Raw genomic sequence first — 21984 nt, 5'->3', positions numbered from 1 at the left:
AATTGTATAACAATCCCCTTCAGTTTTTCTATGAAAAACTAAAAAAATGTTCAAAGCTTATGAAATTTAAGCTTTTCAGAGTAAGTCGATAGAATGGAAAATCACATTATTCTCATAAAAACGAAGAGACACAATTCTCTGCTACAACGTTGTAAAAACTTCAATAAAAAAATAAATAATGTATTGACATGTAAAGATAATTTATTTTTTTTCAAATAAAATGAGACTCCCGAATATTATAGAATTCTTTCATTTCTAATTTATTCATGATCAAGCAATCATAATTATTTTCTCACCTATCACAAGGAGAAGAGTCTCTATAGAAACAAGCAATAAAAATGCCTCGTAAAAAATTAAACAATAGCGTTTTGCCTATCTAAATTTTACAAACAGTACACACACACCGATGCTCTTGAGAGGCATCAAAACTTCACTCTACGTAGAAAAGATGAAAACAATCCATTATCAACTTTATGAGCTATTTTTGTGAGTAGGAGCCATGCGGATTCCTAAATCACGTAATTGTGTAGGAGAAACATCAGACGGAGCACTCATCAAAAGATCAAGCGCCTGTTGATTCATAGGAAATAAAGCAACTTCACGCAAATTTTTAACACCTTGCAACAGCATAATGATGCGGTCAATTCCCGCAGCCATACCACCATGTGGCGGAGCCCCATAATGGAATGCACGATAAAGACCACCGAAACGATCTTTCACAACTTCCTTAGAAAGTCCTACAAGTTCAAAAACTTTAAGCATCATTTCTGGTAAGTGATTACGAATTCCACCTGATGCAATTTCATAACCATTGCAAACAAGATCATATTGAAAGGCTTTAATAGTAAGAGGATCTTGACAGGCAAGAGCATTTTCTCCCCCTTGAGGCATGGAAAAAGGATTATGTCCAAAATCAATCTTTTTTTCATCTTCATTCCATTCAAAAAATGGAAAATCAACAATCCACGCCAAAGAGAAACTATCTCTATCAAGAAGATCTAATTCTTCCCCTACCCTTGTGCGTGCTGCTCCGGCAAAAGATGAAAACTTTTTTGGATCGCCAGCTACAAAAAAACAGGCGTCCCCACTTTCAAGTCCAAGCTGTATACGGATTGCTTCAGTCCTCTGTTCACCAATATTTTTGGCGATAGGCCCTGCTCCTTCAAATTTTCCTTCTTCTTCACGCCAGAAAATATAGCCGAGTCCTGGTTGCCCCTCGCCTCGTGCCCATACATTCATACGATCACAAAAAGCACGACTTCCACCCGTTTTAGCTGGGATAGCCCACACTTGTGCATTCTCATCATTCGCTAAAATTTGAGCAAAAACTTTGAAACCAGAATTATAAAAATGCTGAGAAACATCTTCCATAATGATCGGATTACGTAGATCAGGCTTATCAGAACCATATTTTCGCATTGCTTCATCGTAGGAAATGCGAGGAAAGCTTTGTGTCACAGTTTTTCCATCTGCAAATTCTTCAAAAATAGAACGCATAATAGGTTCCATAGTTGCTAAAACATCTTCTTGCTCAACAAAACTCATTTCAACATCTAATTGATAAAATTCACCAGGAAGACGGTCGGCCCTTGGATCTTCATCTCTAAAACATGGAGCAATCTGAAAATAACGATCAAAACCTGACATCATCAACAACTGTTTATATTGCTGTGGTGCTTGCGGTAGCGCATAAAATTTCCCCTGATGAACACGACTTGGAACCAAAAAATCACGCGCTCCTTCCGGCGATGAAGCTGTCAAAAGTGGCGTCGTAAATTCCGTAAAACCATTATTTTGCATAGCCCGTCTCATAGCCGCAATAATTTCAGTCCGACGCATGATATTTTTGTGCATAGTCTCCCGACGCAAATCAAGAAAACGATATTTTAATCGAATATCTTCTGGATAATCAGGCTCACCAAAAACCGGTAAAGGAAGCTCATCAGATTTTGAAAGAATTTCTACCTCTTGTGCAAAAATTTCAATCTCACCTGTTGGAAGCGTTGCATTAATAACCTCATCAGAACGAGCACATACCTCCCCATCCACACGAATAACCCATTCAGAACGCACTTTTTCAATAAATTTAAAAGCTGGTGAAGCAGGGTCAGCAACAATTTGTGTGATTCCAAAATGATCACGTAAATCTACAAAAAGAATTCCTCCATGATCACGAACACGATGAACCCATCCCGAAAGACGAACTTGTGTTCCTACATCACATCTACGAAGAGCCGCACAATGATGACTGCGATAACGGTGCATGTTTTTTGCCTTTGATTATAATATTCACATGCGCTACAAACGCTTTTTAATAACCATTTGTCAAGATATGAGAATAAAAACTCAGAAATAAAGTCAATAAAGCACAAATTTAATTTATCGAATTATAATAAAATGATGAATCTTATTACACAAACAACAGATCTTGAAATTGCACTTAACGCTCTACGTACCTCTGATTTTGTAACAGTCGATACTGAGTTTATTCGCGAAACAACTTTTTGGCCTCAACTGTGTTTAATCCAGCTCGCATCACCAGATGTCACAGTTTTGATTGATCCCATAGCACCAAATATTGATTTACAACCTTTTTTTGACCTTATGATCGATAAAAAAGTTGTAAAAGTTTTTCATGCTGCGCGCCAAGATATTGAAACAATTTATCATCTTGGAGGTGTTATTCCTTCCCCTCTCTTTGATACGCAAATAGCAGGATCAATTTGTGGATTTGGTGATTCTATCTCCTATGATCAAATTGTACAACGCTGCACGGGGCATCATCTTGATAAATCCTCCCGCTTTACAGACTGGAGTTACCGCCCTTTGTCTGAAAAACAACTGCTCTATGCACTTGCCGATGTAACTTACTTAAGAGATGTTTACCTGTTATTGAAAAAAAGGTTAGAAAAAAATCAACGTGCTCACTGGATGAACGATGAAATAACAATCCTTTTAAATCCTAAAACCTATGATATGCCAGAAGATGAAGCATGGAAAAAAGTGAAAGGAAAAATTAAAAAGCCACGTGAACTTGCTGTATTACAAAAGATAGCAGCTTGGCGGGAACGTGAAGCACGAAAATACAATATGCCACGTCGTCATATCATAAAAGATGAATGTCTTATAGAAATAGCAACCCAACAACCAAAAGATGAATCTGCATTAAAACGGTTGCGCAGTCTTAATAAGAATTGGGATAAACTCTCAATTGCTCAATCATTAATCAAAGCTGTCCACGAAGGCTTAGAGGTAGATCTTTCTACTTTACCCCCCATTCCTAAACATAATCCACTCAATGATACGACAGCCGCTGTTATCGATCTGCTCAAAGTGTTATTAAAAATTGTTGCAAATGAAAACAGCATTGCCCCTAAAATTATTGCAACATCTAATGATTTAGAAAAAATTGCCAATGGAGGAATAAAGAAAAATATTCCCGCTATGAATGGCTGGCGCTATGAAATATTTGGACAAAAAGCCGAACAACTGCTAAAGGGCCAGATAGGGTTTTACTGTAACGATGGAAAAATAAACACAAAACAGCTTTAATTTACATTTTCATTTTGAAAAATCCATTATATGCTACTCATTATCTACATCAATTGGTATACCCTATAGGCCAACGGAAATAGGATAAATAAAGCCTACTTCTGACAAAGTTAAAAAATTAAATAGTAAACTCTTATTAAAATGATAGCTAAATCTTTATCAGGTCAATCAAATAGCAATCCCATTAAAAATAATCTAAAAAACAAACAGCTCCTTATTTAAAAGTTTTGAAAAGAAAAAGTTCTGATATAAAAGCGCATTCATTACAAAAATAGCAGCCTAGAAATAGGAACAAACAAAGATATAATGCCTCACGTCACCATATCATATTAAAAAACTACCGAGATTGCAATCTAACAATCAAAAACAAGCCAGCATAACAACTAAAATACCTAACAAAAGCAATATATTGATTTCTAACGATAATCTAGCGTTATTTATATTGAATTAGACCTCCGAATATCGTAAGATTCTCTCATTTCATCTCAATAAGACTCATAAAGTTTCACATAAGAAATTATATGATAAAGCGCTGTTTTTTATAAAATAAACACCTTTCAAAGGATTCAAAAATCATGGTTAATAAATAGTTATGATTTATTTCTATTTTTTATATTGAAAGGATTTTATAATGACTGAAATGATATTCTTTTGACAGACCGTAAAAGTGCAAAACTGTTTCATATGAGTATTTCAACATTCCAGCGTCATGTAACCAATGGATCTCTCCCAAAATCTTTAAAACTTGTTTTTTATCGCGTTGGTTACAATCGAATCTTATCAAGATAATCGAGCAAGCTAAACAGAAACATTATAACGACGCAGCATAAAAAGAAAACCTTTTCACGTAAAAATGGACAAAACTTTTCATTTTCACATGAAGCTTATGAAGTGAAAAATCCATCCTGTGACGCAAATAACAGAATAAAAAATTATGTTTTCTTTTATGAATGCTCAGGCATTAACAAATGCTTTGCGTGGTGTCTAGCATGGGCGCGTTATGGAACAAGTCCTATTGTCCAGCTCATGATGATAGGCTACCTAGTTTATCCCTCGTCAATAGCCCTATATTATAAGACATAAAACACGAATAAATTAGGAAAAAATCAAAAAATTTCAAAAGCGAGAGGTTGTTTTATTATTTTTGATAACTTCTGTAATCGTCCAAAAGGACGTTCTCCTAATAATCCAGCGTAATTCTTTGGGATCTGCAGGATAATATGATCTGCTTTTCTATGCCACAATAAATGAGGTAAAATTCCTGCAACAGAAGCACTGAAAAGATGAGCAATACGCATAGTTTCGCCAAGAATACGTGCTTTTTCAATTATATTTTGAGTTGCTAATTGAAAAATGGGAAGAGATTCTTTATCAACCAATAAACTCGTATTGCGAAAAAAAACAGCAAGCGCCGCGTAAAGGCGCCCTTCATGAGAAATTCCTGGATAAGATCCTAAAGCTATTTGATTTGCTGCTTCATTGCCTCGATAATCTGGATGTATACGCCAACCAATATCCGCAAGAAGACAAGCGGCTTGACGATAACGGCATTCATTTTCCGTTTCTGAAATTCCAAAAACTTCAAAAGCATTCGTCGTAAAATCAATGAGTTCTTCTGCTTGTTTTGGTGAACGTGCCCGTAAAATAGCCATTTCTGTGCATGCTGCAATGAGAGGATCTGAAAGTCGAATCGCCTGCGGCAATCGTGAATAAAGAAAACCTTCACGAACGCCAGCACCAGAAAAGATTATCTTTTCAAACTCCATACACTGAATGAGTTCAATAAGAACTATTGCCCCATAAGATAAAAGTTTTCGACGGTTCTGAGAAACCGCTGCAATCCCTCTCATATTATCAATATTGCCACGTGCTACAAGACGTAAAAAGTTCTCCATTTCAACAGCATCAACTTCATAGCCATGCATAACAGGAAGCCGATAGTGTTTCATTGCCATATGGAGTTTTGCCAAATTACGCCATGTCCCCCCTACTGCATAAAAATAACGTGCTATACCTTTACGAGTACGAACAACAGACGATTTATAAAATTGCTCATGTACAATTTTTGTAGCTACAGCACTATCATTATTTGACATATACTGTAGCCTTAAACCACCCAATGGGAGCGTTATCCCTTCACCAACATCAGAATGATCAATATCAATCAGCTCAAGACTTCCACCACCAAGATCCCCAGAAATACCTTTTGGTTGATAAAAAGTAGACACAACTCCATATGCTGAATACATAGCTTCTTCACTTCCTGAAAGAAGATATATTTTATTTTGCAAAATATCTTCAGCATGCTGAATAAATGCTACGCCATTCTGTGCATCTCGTGCTGCTGCTGTTGCTAAAGTATAGACCTCATCTGCCCCAATCTGTCGACAAAGCGTACGAAACCGTTTCAGTGTTTGCAACGCCATTTTCATCGATTTTTCTTCTAAAAATCCTGTTTTCGCCACACCATGACCGAGACCACAAAGAATCTTTTCATTAAATAAAACTGTTGGTGATCGAACAAGCCCCTCATAAATAACCAACCGAACAGAATTTGAGCCAATGTCAATAACAGCAACAGGCTTACGCCCTTTTAACCGACCTTGAGCATCTCTATATGTCATTGGATTTTAGTCTTTATGTATTTCGGCTTGTTGCCGATGCAACGCAACCAAGCGCGAAACAGAAGACTCAAAAGACTCATTTTCCCCCGCAAAACTTGTATTGGCCATAAAATACTCCTGCGCATTAAATAGACTTTCACCTATCTGCGGTGTAATACGTTTTGATGTTCCATCCTTAAGTATATCAAAGCTTTGTTGATTATCAATGATATTAGCTAACATAATCTGTAAAAGAATTTTTTGACGCACTATTTTATTAAAAACCGGAACCAATATTTCAATACGATAGTCCAAATTACGAGGCATCATATCAGCAGAGCCTAAGTAAACGAGTGCATTTTCATTAGGCAAATCTTGACCATTCCCAAAACAAAAAATGCGACTATGTTCAAGAAAACGCCCGACAATTGATTTTACACGAATATTATCCGAAATTCCTAGAATACCAGGACGTAAACAACATATCCCCCGCACAACCAAATCAATTTGCACCCCTGCTTGACTGGCACGATATAAAGCATCAATAATTTCAGGATCAACCAATGCATTAACTTTCATCCAAATAGCAGCAAACCTTCCCTGTTGTGCATGAACAATTTCTCCCTCAATATGCTCTAAGATACGACCACGCAATGTTAAGGGTGAAAAAGCAATCTTCATTGTTTCATTTGGACGCTCATATTGCGCAATATAATTGAACAATAACGCAACATCATGAGCGATATCATCATCCGTGGAAAAAAAAGAAAGATCGGTATAAGTTTTAGCGTTAATGGGATGATAATTTCCTGTTCCAAGATGAACATAAGAGCGAAGACGTTTTCCCTCACGTCTCACAGCTAATGACATCTTAGCATGCGTTTTTAATGCAATAAAACCAAAAATAACTTGAACCCCAGCACATTCAAGATCCCGGGCCCAACGAATATTTGCTTCCTCATCAAAACGTGCTTTAAGTTCTACCAAAGCAGTCACAGACTTTCCCTGTTCAGCTGCTTCAATCAAAGCGCCAACAATTGGACTATCATTTGATGTACGATAAAGTGTTTGTTTGATTTCCACAACATCAGGATCGCAAGCAGCTTGACGTAAAAATTGGACAACAACATCAAATGTCTCATAGGGGTGATGAATCACAATATCATTTTCACGAATAGCCGCAAAACAATCTCCTTTATGTTCACGAATACATTCTGGAACACGAGAAATATAAGGAATAAATTTGAGATCATCACGGGGAATAGAAACAATTTCTGATACCGTATTAAGCGCTAAAAATCCATCAAGAACATTAATACAATTATCAGGAACAGCGAGACTATTCGCTATAAATTGGCGTAAACTCTCTGGCATTTTTGCGTCAAACTCAACTCGAATAACCTGCCCACGGCGCCGCCTTTTAAGAGCAGTTTCAAAAAAATGAACAAGATCCTCAGCTTCTTCTTCTACTTCAATATCACTATCTCGGATTACTCTAAATGTACCAATTTCTTTAACCTCATAGTCAGGAAATACATATTTAATAAAAAGGCAAATAACATCTTCAGATGCAATAAAACGAAAATGATTGCCTTCTTGAGGAAGAAGAATAAAACGCCTTAAAAGCATTGAAATAGACAACAACACTGTGTGTGAGTTCTGATCAGTTTCTCCAGACAATTGAAGCGCAATAGAAAGCCCTAAATTAGGAATAAATGGAAAAGGATGAGTAGAATCAACAGGCAAAGGTTTTAAAACAGGAAAAATTGTCTCAAGAAAATATTTTTCAAGCCATGACTTTTCAATTTCTGAAAGATCATCAGAACAAATAATTTCAATATCATTCTTTTTTAATTCATCACGTAAAACATTCAATTCTCGTAGTTGGTGAGCCTGCAGCTTTGAAATCTCAGCTAATACAATATCAAGTTGTTCCTGTGGAGTGTGCCCATCTGCACTGCACGCTGTAACGCGAGCACGAATTTGAGCTGCTAGTCCTGCAACACGAACCATAAAAAACTCATCAAGATTTGCAGCTGAAATAGAAAGAAATTGTAGACGTTCTAATAAAGGATGTTTCGAATTAGCCGCTTCCATCAAAACACGATTATTAAATTGTAGCCATGAAAACTCTCGATTAATAAACCGTACCGGATTTTTCATTGTTATATTCGATATAGAAATTTTATCTACCACCCTCTGTTCCATATATCCTAAATAATTTTCTTTTACATTTTCTAAAATCCCTGACGAAATATCTCACATAATATTTGATAATATGTTATCATCATAATAATATATCAATGCCTAACTTCCCTCATCATTTTTCCATTTAATATTTTAAAATACTTGGAATTATTGCTATACGCAAAGCACTAAAAGTAAAACAACTATTCTAATATAGCATAAAAGAAGAGAAATTTGTCTTAAAAAGCAGCTTGCATTATTCTACGCTTTATTACAAACTCACGCCTATAAAATAGAAGAGCCCAATCATAGCTGATGAGAAAATTTATTCTGGAGTTTGTACGCCATGTCTGATCACAACATTCCTCATTTTCAAAATGACCTTGGATATAAAACAATCGAAATTGGTGTGAAAGAATTTATGTGTGTAGGCGCTACACAACCATTCGATCATCCTCATATCTTTATCGACATGGGAACAGCAGATGAGAAAATTTGCCCTTACTGCTCAACCCTTTATCGTTATGTTCCCTCACTATCATACAATCAAACAAACCCAACAGGATGCTTATATAATCCAGAAAAGCTATTATAATTGCGTTTTTTGGCTTTCTTAATAACTACTCTTTTAATTCTGCTTGTTTAATATGAAATCATTTGTAGAACAATCACCCATCATCGTTGGGGGAGGAATTGCTGGTTTAAGCACCGCTTTAGCACTCGCTCATAAAGGAATTGCAAGCACCATTATCGAAAAGTGTAAGCAACTTGAAACGATAGGCGCTGGTATTCAACTGACACCAAATGCAACATCTATTCTTGCTCGCTGGAAACTTCTTAACAAACTCTCTGAAGTCGCGACAATCCCACATTTTTTTGAGTTAAAAGATGGATTATCTTTAAAAATACATCTACGGGCTCATCTTATTAATCTAACAGAAAAATATTGGAAAGCCCCTTATCTGACGATTCACCGCGCGGCTTTACAAAAAATTTTATATAATGCAGTGATTGAAAATCCTTTGATCAAATACAAAGCAGGCGAAACGATTGTATCTTCTACCCAATCTGCAAGCAACATTAAAATCACGACAATAAAAACAGATACGGCAACAGAACAGCTTTATTCAACGCCCCTCCTGATTGGATGTGATGGCGTTTGGTCAACATTACGGCAACAATCTCCTTTTCATGAAAAAGCAAATTTTAGTGGCTTTATTGCTTGGCGTGCAACAACAACATCTGATAATCTTCCTCAAAACTTTCGTTCTTCATTGCAAAATATGAAGACAATTACGGCTTGGATGGGATCAAAAAATCATCTTGTTGTCTACCCCATTCAATCGTCAGAAAAAATTTTTAATTTTGTCGCCATTACGCATGGAGAAAATTCAAAAGAAGGATGGGCCCATAAAGGAGATAAAGAAAAACTCAAATCTCTTTTTAAAGATTGGAATTCAAAAATCTTACAAATCTTCGATCATATTGATGAATGGAGCTATTGGCCACTTTTTCAAATGAAACAAAATCGTTTTATCGGTTTAGAGAAACAAGTATTTGTTGGCGATTGCGCACATGCTGCCTTACCTTTTGCAGCACAAGGTGCCGCTATGGCAATCGAAGATGCCGCCACATTAGCAAAAGCACTTTCATTGAAAGATTTTTCATTAACGAAAGCACTTTCGCTTTACGAAACAATACGCACCCCCCGTATTGCAGCAGTAAAAAAACGCGCAGATTTCAATAGATTAGCCTATCACGCAACCGGTCCCATAGCAATTGCACGCAATCTCATGATGAAAATTCGTACACCAGAGAGCATTATGTCAGATCTCAATTGGCTTTACATGTATGATGCGATGAATTCTATAAAAAATAATGATAAAAACTTATAAAATTCTTCCGGCACTTTGAATATTACGAAAGAACGAGATTTTTTTAATTTTATGACACTAAAAAAATATCATAATTTACTCAAATAAACGCAATATTTTTCGAAATCTACAATCCGATTTTAAAAGCTCAATTTTTAGCTCTCCTAAAAGCAAAAACACCACTCAAAATCAGCTCCCATCTTTAATCTTTCTTTAACTCAATTCTACATCAACAACACCCTGAATTAATTTCATAGCATTTGCGACATGTGAATTTACCTTATATCGCTTAGGAAGCGCAATTTCGACTTCTCGCAATCCATCCTCTTGAATTAAAATAAGCCCAACCTCTCCATTCCCCCCAAGATTTAAATTTTGTTCAATTTGTGGAAGCATATCAACTGTTTTTATAAAGAGACGCATCATTTTATGCTGTTGTAATGATTCATTTTCCAAAGACTGAATTGTTTCAATTCGCAAACTAACTCCTTCAGAACGATTTTCTGCGCTCACCGTAATAATAAAAGATTTTCCGGGTTCTAGCATCTCTTCATAATCCGAGAGTGCCTCAGAAAAGAGAACTGCTTCATATTGTCCACTTGTATCAGAAAAATGAATAATTCCCATTTTTTTACCAGATTTTGTTTTGCGCACGCTTTTTGCCACAACAGTTCCAGCAAGCCGTGCAGCTGTTGCTCCCCCTTTAACGGCATTGGCAAAATTACCCCAAGTCTGAATGCGTTTTTTGTCCAGAATAGCTTGATACTCCTCCAAAGGATGCGCAGAAAAGTAAAAACCTATAGCTTGAAATTCTCGATAAAGTTTCTCAGCCGGCAACCAAGGGGTTGTTTGCGATAAAATCAATGGTTCTTTTAATCCGCCTGCCATTCCAAATATATCAACCTGCCCGCTAGAATTGTCATCGAGAATACGAAGTGCACGCGCATGAAGGGTTCCAAGATTGGCTAATAAAACCTCACGTGCAATGTTAAAACAATCAAAAGCACCAGCACAAACTAAACTTTCCATCGCACGCTTATTAACAATACGAGGATCAACGCGCGCACAAAAATCTTCCAAATCCTTAAAAATCTTATTCCCACGACAAGAAACAATATGATCTACAACAGTTTCTCCCACACCTTTAATGGCAGCAAGAGAATAATAAATACTGTTATCACCAACCTCAAAAACACGATGAGATGTTTGTATAGAAGGTGCAATAACTTCAATACCCAACCTTAATGCTTCGCGTCGAAAATCATTGAGCTTATCTGTATTCGTCATATCATATGTCATTGAAGCAGCTAAAAACTCAACGGGATAGTTTGCTTTCATATAAGCTGTTTGGTAAGAAACAATTGCATAAGCAGCAGCGTGCGATTTATTAAAACCATAATCGGCAAATTTTGCTAAAAGATCAAAGATAATATCAGCTTGATCTTTATCCACACCACCTGCAACAGCTCCATTGATAAAACGCGTACGCTGTTTTTGCATTTCAGCATGAATTTTTTTCCCCATAGCACGACGTAGTAAATCAGCTTCTCCAAGCGAATAGCCAGCAAGAACCTGAGCAATCTGCATCACCTGTTCTTGATAGACAATAACACCTTGTGTTTCTTTAATCAGATGATCTATCTTAGGATGAATAGAAGAAATTTCCTCTTCCCCATGTTTGCGTGCATTATAGGTTGGAATATTCTCCATTGGACCTGGACGATAAAGTGCAACCAGCGCAATAATATCTTCAATACGGTCTGGCTTCATTCCAATCAACGCCTTGCGCATACCAGAACTTTCCACCTGAAACACGCCAACCGTTTCACCACGTGCCATCATAGCATAGGTTGCTTCATCATTCAGAGGAATATTTGATAAATCTATTTTAGTCCCCTTTCTGGCAACAAAATCGACTGCCATTTTCAAAACAGTAAGCGTTTTTAATCCAAGAAAATCAAATTTTACCAGCCCCGCCTGTTCCACATATTTCATGTTAAATTGTGTAACAGGCATATCAGAACGAGGATCACGATACATCGGGACAAGCTCCCAAAGTGGACGATCTCCGATAACAATCCCAGCAGCATGAGTTGAAGCATGACGATAAAGTCCCTCCAACTGAAGTGCTATATCTAATGTGCGGACAACAACGGGATCTTTTTTCTTTTCCTCTTCAAATTTAGGTTCATCCTTAATAGCATCAGCTAATTCTACCTGAATTCCTGGCGTGGCAGGAATTAATTTTGTAAGATAATCCACCTGACGATAAGGAACTTCTAAAACACGCCCCACATCACGCAAAACTGCACGTGCCTGTAACTTACCAAAGGTAATAATTTGAGCAACTTGATCACGTCCATATTTTTTTTGAACATATTGAATAACTTCTTCGCGCCGCTCTTGACAAAAGTCGATATCAAAATCTGGCATCGAAACACGATCTGGGTTGAGAAAACGTTCAAAGAGAAGAGAAAACCGCAAGGGATCCACATCAGTAATTGTCAATGCATAAGCAACAAGTGAACCAGCACCAGAACCCCGTCCTGGTCCAACGGGAATGTCATGAACCTTTGCCCATTTTATGAAATCTGAAACGATAAGAAAATATCCAGAAAATTGCATACGCGTAATAACTGAAATTTCATAATCAAGCCGCTGTTCATAATCTGCAATCGTATACCCTTCAGCCAACCCTATTGTTTCAAGCCGCATCTTCAAACCAGCTTTAGCCTGATTTAACAACTCACTATCTTCTATTTCTAAAGTAGTTTCTGAATTAACAGATTGTTCTATAAAACGAGGCAATATCGGTTTTCGAAGAGGCGAGGCAATATGACAACGCAATGCAATTTCAACACTATTTTCCAAAGCTTCTGGAAGATCAGAAAACAGTGTAACCATTTCATCTTGTGACTTCAAATAATGATCTGGCGTCACACGTTTGCGATCTGGATTAGAGACAATTTGTCCTTCTGAAACAGCCATCAGCGCATCATGCGCTTCATACCCTTCTCTTTTCAGAAAAAAGGCTTCATTCGTTGCAACAAGAGGAATTTTATGCGCATAAGCCAATTCAATAAGATCAGCTTCTACACTCCGGTCATAAGAACTATGCCGTTGTAACTCCACATAAAGACGATCCGCAAAAGATTTTTTCAAATAAATTAAGCGCTCAACAGCGTGTTCTTTTTTCTCTTCCGCCAAAGAAAGATTAATAGGTCCTCCCTTTCCACCCGTTAAAGCGATTATTCCTTCACTGTGTTCTGACAACCAATCAGCTTTAATATGAGGAGGATCAGTATCACACTTATCAAGATAAGCACGGCTCACAAGACGAACCAAATGAGCATAACCGGTTTCGCTAGCTGCCAAAAGAACAATAGAGCAAAAATCAGAAGGATTACGCCATTTAGCCAAACGTGAATGATCATTTTCATCACAAAAATCAACAGTAAGCTGACAACCAATAATAGGTTGGACCCCATGAGAAAGACAATGCTGTGAAAATTCCAAAGCACCAAATAAATTATTGGTATCGGTAATAGCAATCGCTGGTGCATGATCTGAAATCGTCTGTTGAATAATTTGGGGGATTTTTAAAGCCCCTTCGAGCAAGGAATAAGCTGAATGCACTCTCAAATGAATAAAGCGAGGAAGAGAATTTTTGTTCTCTTGCATTTGCATTTTATTTTTTACCACTCTCACAATTTCCCACTACAAAATAAATACTAAACAGCACCCCTTATAAAAGAAAAAACTTCTGTTTATCATCAAACTTTAAAGCTATAAATTCATCATCCTACATAGGAGCAATATCCCAATTTTATTAATATTTATAAGAGAGTTCTATCAAGAAAATGCTTCTATTCACAGCAAATAAACACCTAAAATAAAAAGAAAAACAATATACCTCATCTAAGCACTTTAATTTTTGACCATTTAATTGTATTTTTCTTTAAATATTAATTTCTCTTCCTAAAGTTCAATGTGTAAATAAAGCAACCTCCTCTTTATGACTTTATCCCCAAAAAGCTCTTCTAAAGGTCTAGAAAAAACAAAAAGGGCAGGTTAAATTTGCTCATGCCTCCAAGTCTTCTTACCCCACTTTTTAATTCTATCCGAACTCTTTCTGGTATTACACCTAAAGTCTATGGTTTATTGACCAAACTCTTAGATGTTAATCCCACACAACGCGAAGCAACCCTTATTGACCTTCTTCAATTAATGCCCCATTCCGTTATAGACCGCAGAATGCGTCCCAACATTACTTGTGCAAAAGAAGGAGATACTGTTACGCTCGAAATTATCATCGATCAGCATCAACCACCACCCCGTGGTCACAACCGAATTCCCTATCGTGTTATTGCCCATGATCAGACAGGAAAAATAAATTTAGTCTTTTTTCATGCTCAACCTCTTTGGCTAAAAAAACAACTCCCCGAAGGAAAAAAAGTCATTATATCAGGAAAAGTTGAATGGTTTAATGGACAGCTTTCAATGGCGCATCCAGACTATATTGCCCCAAGCGAACAATCAAATCAGATACCTCTCATCGAACCTGTCTATCCCTCTACTGCAGGACTAACTGTAAAGACACTAAGACGCGCCATACAAAACGCTCTTGATTTTATTCCTCTTCTACCAGAATGGATAGATAAAAATGTAAAAAAGCAGCAAAATTTTCCTTCTTTTTCTGTTGCTTTACGCCGTATCCATGCGCCCATTAACCCCAATGATCTATCCTTAGAAAGTACAGCACGCAAACGTCTTGCCTATGATGAATTGCTCGCTTGTCAATTGGCACTAGGACTCGTGCGTTTGAAAACTAAATCTCTTGTTGGCACTTCTCGACCATCAACAGGAATTTATACTAAAAAATTGCTCAATATCCTCCCCTTTCAACTCACAACCGGACAAAAAAAAGCAGTAGAAGATATCGCAAATGATCTTGCTTCACCAGAACCGATGCTAAGACTACTTCAAGGTGATGTAGGCGCAGGAAAAACTGTTGTTGCATTGATGGCAATGGCACAAATTGCTGAAAATTCAGGACAATCAGCTTTAATGGCACCAACTGAAGTGCTTGCTAGGCAACATTTTGCCACCATCGCTCCTCTTGCCGAAAAGGTCGGATTACAAACAACGCTTTTAACAGGACGAGAAAAAGGGAAATTGCGGACAAATATCGTGAATGATATTCTGTCAGGTCAAGTTTCTATTGTCATCGGAACCCATGCTCTCATACAAAACAGTGTTACTTATAATAATCTCGCTTTAACCATTATCGATGAACAACACCGTTTTGGTGTCCATCAACGTATCGCTCTTACAGAAAAAGGTAATAAAGCTGATATGCTGGTTATGACCGCCACGCCCATTCCGCGCACACTTGTCTTAACAGCTTTTGGTGATATGGATGTATCTAAAATTACCGAAAAACCAATGGGACGTCAACCCATTACAACAGCAACGCTTTCTTTGAAACGTCTTCATGAGCTTATAGAGAGAATCGCAATTGCATTAGAAAAAGGAGAGAAGCTCTATTGGATTTGTCCTTTAGTGGAGGAATCGACAGCTCTTGATCTCACTTCAATTGAAAACCGCTTTGCATTTCTCCATGAGTGCTTTGGAGCACACGTTGGTATGATCCATGGAAAAATGTCTACAGCAGAAAAAGAAGCCGCTATGGCATCTTTTAAATGTGGAAATACACGTATTTTAGTTGCAACCACAGTCATTGAAGTGGGAGTAGATATTCCAGATGCTTCGATCATTATCATCGAACACGCGGAACATTTTGGCCTTTCACAATTGCACCAATTACGTGGACGTGTAGGACGAGGCGATAAAAAATCTTCCTGCATTTTGCTCTATAAAGATCCACTGACTAAAACAGCAGCAACACGCCTTAATATTATCCGCAATACAGAAGATGGTTTTGAAATCGCTGAAGAAGATTGGCGCCTACGAGGCGAAGGAGAGCTTTTAGGTACAAAACAATCCGGAGTCCCAGAATTTCATATAGCAAACCTTGCTGTTCATAGCGATCTTTTGTCAATGGCAAGAAAAGATGCTCGTTTATTTTTACAACGCGATCCTCATCTTTCTTCTGAGCAAGGACAAGCTTTACGGTTGCTCCTTTATCTTTTCGGACACAACGATGCTGCACGCCTCTTACGAGCAGGATAATAAAGACCCTCTAATAAAAAACTTAAATACTTTTCTGTTTAAATATGGTTTTCTCTCTTAGAATTACCCATAAATGATCTACGCAGTCTCTTACCATCTTTATGCTTCATGAACGAATAATAAATCAACAGCACTATCTTCTCTCTCAATCTGAATTATTCTTGCATTAAAACAGTAGAAGCAATATTGCGTCTTTTTTTACCATTATGTTCACATAGCTGATCCATTTTTTGATAGGTAAGAAGATATTTTTTGTTTTATCGTAAAGGATTGAGAAAGAAAAAAACTGTCTACAGCATTCTCGTTCAACAGAGAAAAATGGAAAAATAAGCTTTATTATAAATCAATTTCTTACACTTGATTATTCTTCAAAAGATTCAAAAATATACTTTTATTCAACCGTAACTGATTTTGCTAAATTACGGGGTTGATCAACATCTGTTCCTAATAAAACAGCCGTATGATAAGCGATTAACTGAACAGGGAGTGCATAAATAATAGGAGAAATAAATTCTGGAACATCTGGCAAAGTGATCGTTGATAAGGTCTTAAGAAAAGCCACCTCTGCTCCTTTTTTATCGGTTATTAAAATAATACGACCATTACGCGCTACCACTTCTTGCATATTAGAAAAAGTTTTTTCAAACCACTGATCATAAGGTGCAACAACAATAACGGGTATTGTCTCATCTACCAGAGCAATTGGTCCATGCTTTAATTCACCTGCCGCATAACCTTCAGCATGAATATAAGAAAGCTCTTTCAGTTTAAGAGCTCCCTCCAAAGCAATCGGATAAGAAGTTCCACGTCCCAGATAAAGAACACTTTTTGCATTCACCAAATCACGACAAATACATTCAATTTTTCTCTCTAATTTTAAGACCTCATTTAAAATACGTGGAACTTCTGCCAACTGTTGAACCAGTTTCTTTTCCATTTGAGCCGAGAGATAGCCACGTTGTTTAGCAGCACTAAGAGCGAGTGAAGCAAGCGTTGCCAATTGACAGGTAAAAGCTTTTGTTGAAGCAACACCTATTTCCGGTCCGGCAAGTGTTGGGAGAATAAAATCAGCCTCCCTTGCCATTGTTGATTGCTCTACATTCACAATTGTTGCTGTTTTTACACCCCGCTCACGACAATAACGCAAAGAAGCCAATGTATCAGCTGTCTCACCAGATTGAGAAACAAACAGCGATAACACATCAGACGTTATAGGAGGTTCACGATAACGAAACTCCGAAGCAACATCATTATCAACACTTAAAGCGGCAAATTTCTCAAACCAATAGCGCGCAACTAAGGTTGAATAATAAGCCGTTCCACAACTCGCAAAAAGAAGCCGATGAATATTTTTCCAATCAATCAAATTCTCAAGCGGTCTAACGACATAATTTCCAAGGTCAAGATAATGCGCCAAATTATGAGAAATCACTTCAGGTTGTTCAAACATTTCCTTGTGCATAAAATGACGATGATTACCCTTAGAAATCAATAAAGCCCCTTCGAGTAATGTCGTCACAGGACGTTTTACCGGTTGGTTGTTAGCATCATAAATTGTAACACCCTCCCGTGTGAGAACAGCCCAATCCCCATCTTCCATATAGCTAATATAATCAACGAATGGTGCCAAAGCAATCGCATCTGAACCCACAAAAAATTCATCTTTTCCATAACCAATTGCCAGAGGTGGACCAGAACAAGCAGCAATCATAAGGTTATCTTCACCTTCGAAAATAAGAGCAATAGCAAAAGCCCCCTGCAGCCTTTTCCAACTAGTACGCATAGCTTCTTGCGGAGAAAGACCATCTTTTAATGCACGCGTTATTAAATGTGCAATAACTTCCGTATCCGTCTCTGTTTCAAAGATACAACCATCCTCTATGAGTTCCTTTTGCAATTCTACAAAATTTTCAATAATACCATTATGAACAATCGCAAGCTTTTCAGTCACATGGGGATGCGCATTGCGTTCAACAGCAATTCCATGCGTAGCCCAACGGGTATGACCAATCCCTAAACTTCCCTCCAGAGGTGTTTTTTTTAATTTTTCTTCTAAATGAACAAGCTTCCCCTCAGCACGTACACGATAAAGATGCCCATTATGGACTGTTGCCACCCCAGATGAATCATACCCTCTATATTCAAGACGTTTTAACCCCTCAACCAAAAAGGACGTAACACACCTCTTTCCAAGAATTCCAATAATTCCACACATTAAAAAGCTCCAACCCTCATCTTAAGATTTAAATCTTATAAAACAATCCAACAGCCTTTATTTAAAACTATAAATAATAAAATAATTCAAACATGGAGTACGGCAATCTTTAAGAATAAACATCCTATCCATCGTTAGATTAACACGAAACAAAGGAATAGACTGAAAATAATCATTTTTTCTGTTTGTTTTCTAACAAGCGCTCTCGAAATTTTGTCGCATAGCCCTCTTTTATAACCTGTCGTGCACGCCCAAAAGCCATACTGTTCATAGGAATATTTTCAGTAATAACACTTCCTGAAGCAACATAAGAGCCATCCCCTATTACCAATGGGGAAACAAGTGCCGTATTAGACCCAACAAAAGCATGATCACCAATTATGGTTTTATATTTGTTAAATCCATCATAATTACAAGTAATCGTACCAGCTCCAATATTGGTATGTGCACCAATTTCGGCATCACCAATATAACTTAAATGATTGATTTTAGAAGATTCTCCTACCTTAGCTTGTTTGACTTCACAAAAATTTCCAATCTTTACGGACTTCGCCAACTCTGTTCCTGGACGCAAACGTGCATAGGGACCAATCTGTGCATCCTTACCAACCACAGCACCCTCGAGATAACTAAATGCATGAATAACAGCACCAGATTGTACTTTCACGCTTAATCCAAAATAAACATTTGGTTCTATCACCACCCCTGGTTCAATTTCTGTATCATAAGAAAAATAGAGTGTTTCTGGTTTTAAGAGTGTAACACCCGATAACATTAAATCGCGCGCTTTACGTTTTTGCCACAAAGAATCAGCCTCAGAAAGCTCAAGACTGTTGTTAATTCCTACAATATCTTCAAAAGGAACTTCAACAACACGCACATCTAATCCTTCGCGTATTGCAAGAGCAGCAATATCTGTTAAATAATATTCTTTTTTCACATTGTTATTACCAACCTTCTCTAAAAGAGAAAGTGCAAGTTTTCCACGCATAGCGAGTATTCCACCGTTACAAAAAGAAATCTTTTTTTCTTCATCGCTAGCGTCTTTTTCTTCTACAATTGCGATCAATTGACCATTTTTCTCGAGAAGACGCCCATAACCTGTTGGATTTTGGGTATGAAAACCTGCAAAAACAACATCTGCTCCATCAGCAAGCTGTGCACGCATTTGGTTCAATGAATCTTGCTGAATGAGAGGCGTATCCCCAAAAACAATGAGAACATCATCCACTTCCTTTTGCAAAGCTAAACGAGCAGATAAAACAGCATGAGCTGTTCCTAAACGCTCTTTTTGTTCAAAAATCATCGCATCTTTTACAAATGACTGAACAACGTGCGTAACCTCCTTAGCATCAAATCCCACAACGACTGCTAATTGTGAAGAGCCTGCCAATTCTATTTGTTTTAGAACATGGCATATAAGAGGCAATCCAGCAATTTTATGAAGTACCTTAGGCAGAGACGATTTCATGCGCGTCCCCTCACCTGCAGCAAGAACAATAGAAAGACAACTTCTAACCATAGAAACACATAAGACTAACGAGAAAATCCAAAAAAATTCATAATATCGTGCCAACGAATATCTTCAATATAACTCAACGAAGGATAATGTTCTAAAAGCCAAAATGAAAGATCCTGCATAGAGCCTGTTAAAAACAAAATCCCTGTAAGAATAAGAAAAACACCAATAATTTTTTCAACTTTTCCTAAATGAATACGAAAAGCTCCTAAAAATCGCATAAAACTGCTCGAAAATAAAGCTGCCAAAATAAAAGGAATAGCAAGACCTAATGCATAAACCGCTAATAGAACAGCTCCCTCTCCCACAGTTTCTTTTGTTCCAGCAAGCGTTATAATAGGGCCTAAAATGGGGCCAATACACGGTGTCCAACCAAAAGCGAAAGCTAACCCAATAATATACGCGCCTAAAGGACCAGAAGGTGTTTTTTTGGTCTGAAAACGCGCTTCACGGAATAAAAAAGCGATCTTGAAAATCCCCAAAAAATTTAAACCAAAAATAATAATGACAATTCCAGCAGCAAGGGCGAACCAATCACGATAATAACCGATGAATTTCCCAATTGTGCTAGCACTGGCACCTAAAGCAACAAAAACAGTCGTAAACCCGAGAACAAAAGCAATAACAGAAGACAATAAAGCCCACCGTACAAAGACTTTCTCATCACGATTTTTTGAACGAAAATCATCAATACCAACACCTGCCATATAGCACAAATAAGGAGGAACTAATGGCAAAACGCAGGGCGACAAAAAAGAGAGTGCCCCAGCAAAAAACACACCAACTGTTGAAATTTCAATCAAAACTCATACCCCGTCTCTCATCATAGTTTACCCCCATGAACAACAATCAATCCACATCTTCATCAATTCGTTGCATATTTTGCTCATTCGCCACCACACTTATATCTTCATCATGACCAGAAACGACTGAAAAAACTTTTTGATAGATTTTATCTTTATTTTTAGCAATTGCAATATACTCTCCCTCCGCTAACACGAGTGAAACATAAGCACCAACTGTTTCATAAACGATATCACCAGAATCATTGGCAAGAGACCAACTTGTATCTGCAAGCGCTTCCCCTCCTTCTTGTCGTACCAGCTTTAAGACAATCTGAGCAGCCTGATGTTCAAGGGTAACTTCTGTCATTTTACCAGCATCCACTTGAATATCCGAACGAGCCGTCGCATTAATAGAACCATAATGGGAAGCAACATGGTAGCGGCCAGCTTTTAAACGCACAACTGATTGGGGTTTAACATTTGATAAAATCACCCCCGTATCATCATTTTCTTTTTCATCCTCATAAATGGTAAAACGTAATTCCTTTTCATTCATTACACCATTGAGCAGTGTTGCATTTAAAATGACTCCACCAGCCTCAAGATTAAAGTTTTTTACAAGACTCTGTCCATTTTTTAAACGAATATGGCGCACAGCACTCATATGACCAAATGAGACATGAACAAGATAATTTCCTGGTTCGAGATCAAAACGCGCACTTCCCCCCTTATAGGTTGCCACTAATGGTAATTTATTATCAATCCCTAGAATAGGGGCATAAACCCGCCAGACAAGCCCTTTTTCAATATCCGGATGACTATTTGTTAATCGAGCATTCAAAATGAGTTGTGTTTGAGATGCTACATTTTCTTTTTCCTGCTCTTGAGACTTTACAATAAAACTCCTTGATTGTCCCTGCTGCTGATCTTTCCCTTCTCCTTCTTCAGAAAAAGCACAGTGGCTCCAGATCAATAAAGTAAGCACCACGCACAACCATACACATCGGTGCACTATTTTTATAAGAATACCCATTCTCACATTGTTGACCAACATGAT

At 37.5% G+C, this 21984-nt stretch carries 12 protein-coding genes and 1 pseudogene; 5 read left to right on the top strand and 8 right to left on the bottom strand.

The annotated features are described in order from the left end of the window. Nucleotides 1-471: 471 nt before the first annotated feature. Complete coding sequence (aspS, locus tag ACFINO_RS02645) at nt 472-2265, bottom strand: aspartate--tRNA ligase (protein ID WP_375636836.1); 1794 nt, start codon at nt 2263-2265, stop codon at nt 472-474. Nucleotides 2266-2397: 132 nt separating this feature from the next. Here aspS and rnd point away from each other — a divergent pair, with 132 nt between their 5' ends. Next, nucleotides 2398-3552, top strand: coding sequence for a ribonuclease D (gene rnd / locus ACFINO_RS02640; RefSeq protein ID WP_375617784.1), 1155 nt, complete (start codon nt 2398-2400; stop codon nt 3550-3552). Between the two features lie 645 nt (nt 3553-4197). Next, nucleotides 4198-4382: pseudogene (locus tag ACFINO_RS02635) on the top strand (DNA-binding protein). A gap of 276 nt (nt 4383-4658) precedes the next feature. Here the strand turns inward: ACFINO_RS02635 and ppx are convergent. Together ppx and ACFINO_RS02625 are read right to left on the bottom strand one after the other, a co-directional pair. Further along, the gene (gene ppx, locus ACFINO_RS02630; RefSeq protein WP_375655006.1) at nt 4659-6176 is read right to left on the bottom strand and encodes an exopolyphosphatase; all 1518 of its coding nucleotides are present in this window, start codon (nt 6174-6176) and stop codon (nt 4659-4661) included. A gap of 6 nt (nt 6177-6182) precedes the next feature. Then, nucleotides 6183-8363 (bottom strand): RNA degradosome polyphosphate kinase, encoded by a 2181-nt coding sequence (locus tag ACFINO_RS02625; protein WP_375634470.1) that lies wholly within the window; start codon nt 8361-8363, stop codon nt 6183-6185. Between the two features lie 325 nt (nt 8364-8688). Here ACFINO_RS02625 and ACFINO_RS02620 point away from each other — a divergent pair, with 325 nt between their 5' ends. Both ACFINO_RS02620 and ACFINO_RS02615 read left to right on the top strand, forming a co-directional pair. Then, complete coding sequence (locus ACFINO_RS02620) at nt 8689-8937, top strand: zinc-finger domain-containing protein (RefSeq protein ID WP_375617781.1); 249 nt, start codon at nt 8689-8691, stop codon at nt 8935-8937. 52 nt (nt 8938-8989) lie between these two features. After that, nucleotides 8990-10237, top strand: coding sequence for an FAD-binding protein (locus ACFINO_RS02615; RefSeq protein ID WP_375655005.1), 1248 nt, complete (start codon nt 8990-8992; stop codon nt 10235-10237). A gap of 192 nt (nt 10238-10429) precedes the next feature. Here ACFINO_RS02615 and dnaE read toward each other — a convergent pair whose 3' ends face one another. Next, nucleotides 10430-13897: a DNA polymerase III subunit alpha gene (gene dnaE / locus ACFINO_RS02610; RefSeq protein WP_375655021.1), complete on the bottom strand. Its 3468-nt coding sequence runs from the start codon at nt 13895-13897 to the stop codon at nt 10430-10432. Nucleotides 13898-14299: 402 nt separating this feature from the next. Between dnaE and recG the strand changes: the two genes are divergently transcribed. Beyond that, nucleotides 14300-16408, top strand: a complete 2109-nt coding sequence (gene recG / locus ACFINO_RS02605; protein WP_375655004.1) for an ATP-dependent DNA helicase RecG — start codon at nt 14300-14302, stop codon at nt 16406-16408. Nucleotides 16409-16799: 391 nt separating this feature from the next. Here the strand turns inward: recG and glmS are convergent, their stop codons facing one another. From glmS to ACFINO_RS02585, 4 genes are all read right to left on the bottom strand, one after another. Continuing rightward, entirely contained in the window at nt 16800-18623 is a 1824-nt protein-coding gene (glmS, locus tag ACFINO_RS02600) for a glutamine--fructose-6-phosphate transaminase (isomerizing) (protein WP_375655003.1), read from the bottom strand. A 172-nt stretch (nt 18624-18795) separates the two neighbouring features. Next, nucleotides 18796-20145, bottom strand: a complete 1350-nt coding sequence (glmU, locus tag ACFINO_RS02595; protein ID WP_375655002.1) for a bifunctional UDP-N-acetylglucosamine diphosphorylase/glucosamine-1-phosphate N-acetyltransferase GlmU — start codon at nt 20143-20145, stop codon at nt 18796-18798. 14 nt (nt 20146-20159) lie between these two features. Next, nucleotides 20160-20945, bottom strand: a complete 786-nt coding sequence (locus ACFINO_RS02590; RefSeq protein WP_375642986.1) for a cytochrome c biogenesis CcdA family protein — start codon at nt 20943-20945, stop codon at nt 20160-20162. 46 nt (nt 20946-20991) lie between these two features. Beyond that, nucleotides 20992-21981, bottom strand: a complete 990-nt coding sequence (locus tag ACFINO_RS02585) for a carboxypeptidase regulatory-like domain-containing protein (protein WP_375633193.1) — start codon at nt 21979-21981, stop codon at nt 20992-20994. Nucleotides 21982-21984: the final 3 nt, after the last annotated feature.

The organism is Bartonella sp. AA83SXKL (genome assembly GCF_042196965.1).
Lineage (GTDB): Bacteria > Pseudomonadota > Alphaproteobacteria > Rhizobiales > Rhizobiaceae > Bartonella.
Note: the sequence above shows the minus strand (reverse complement) of the source record. Positions and strands in the feature narration are given on the sequence as shown.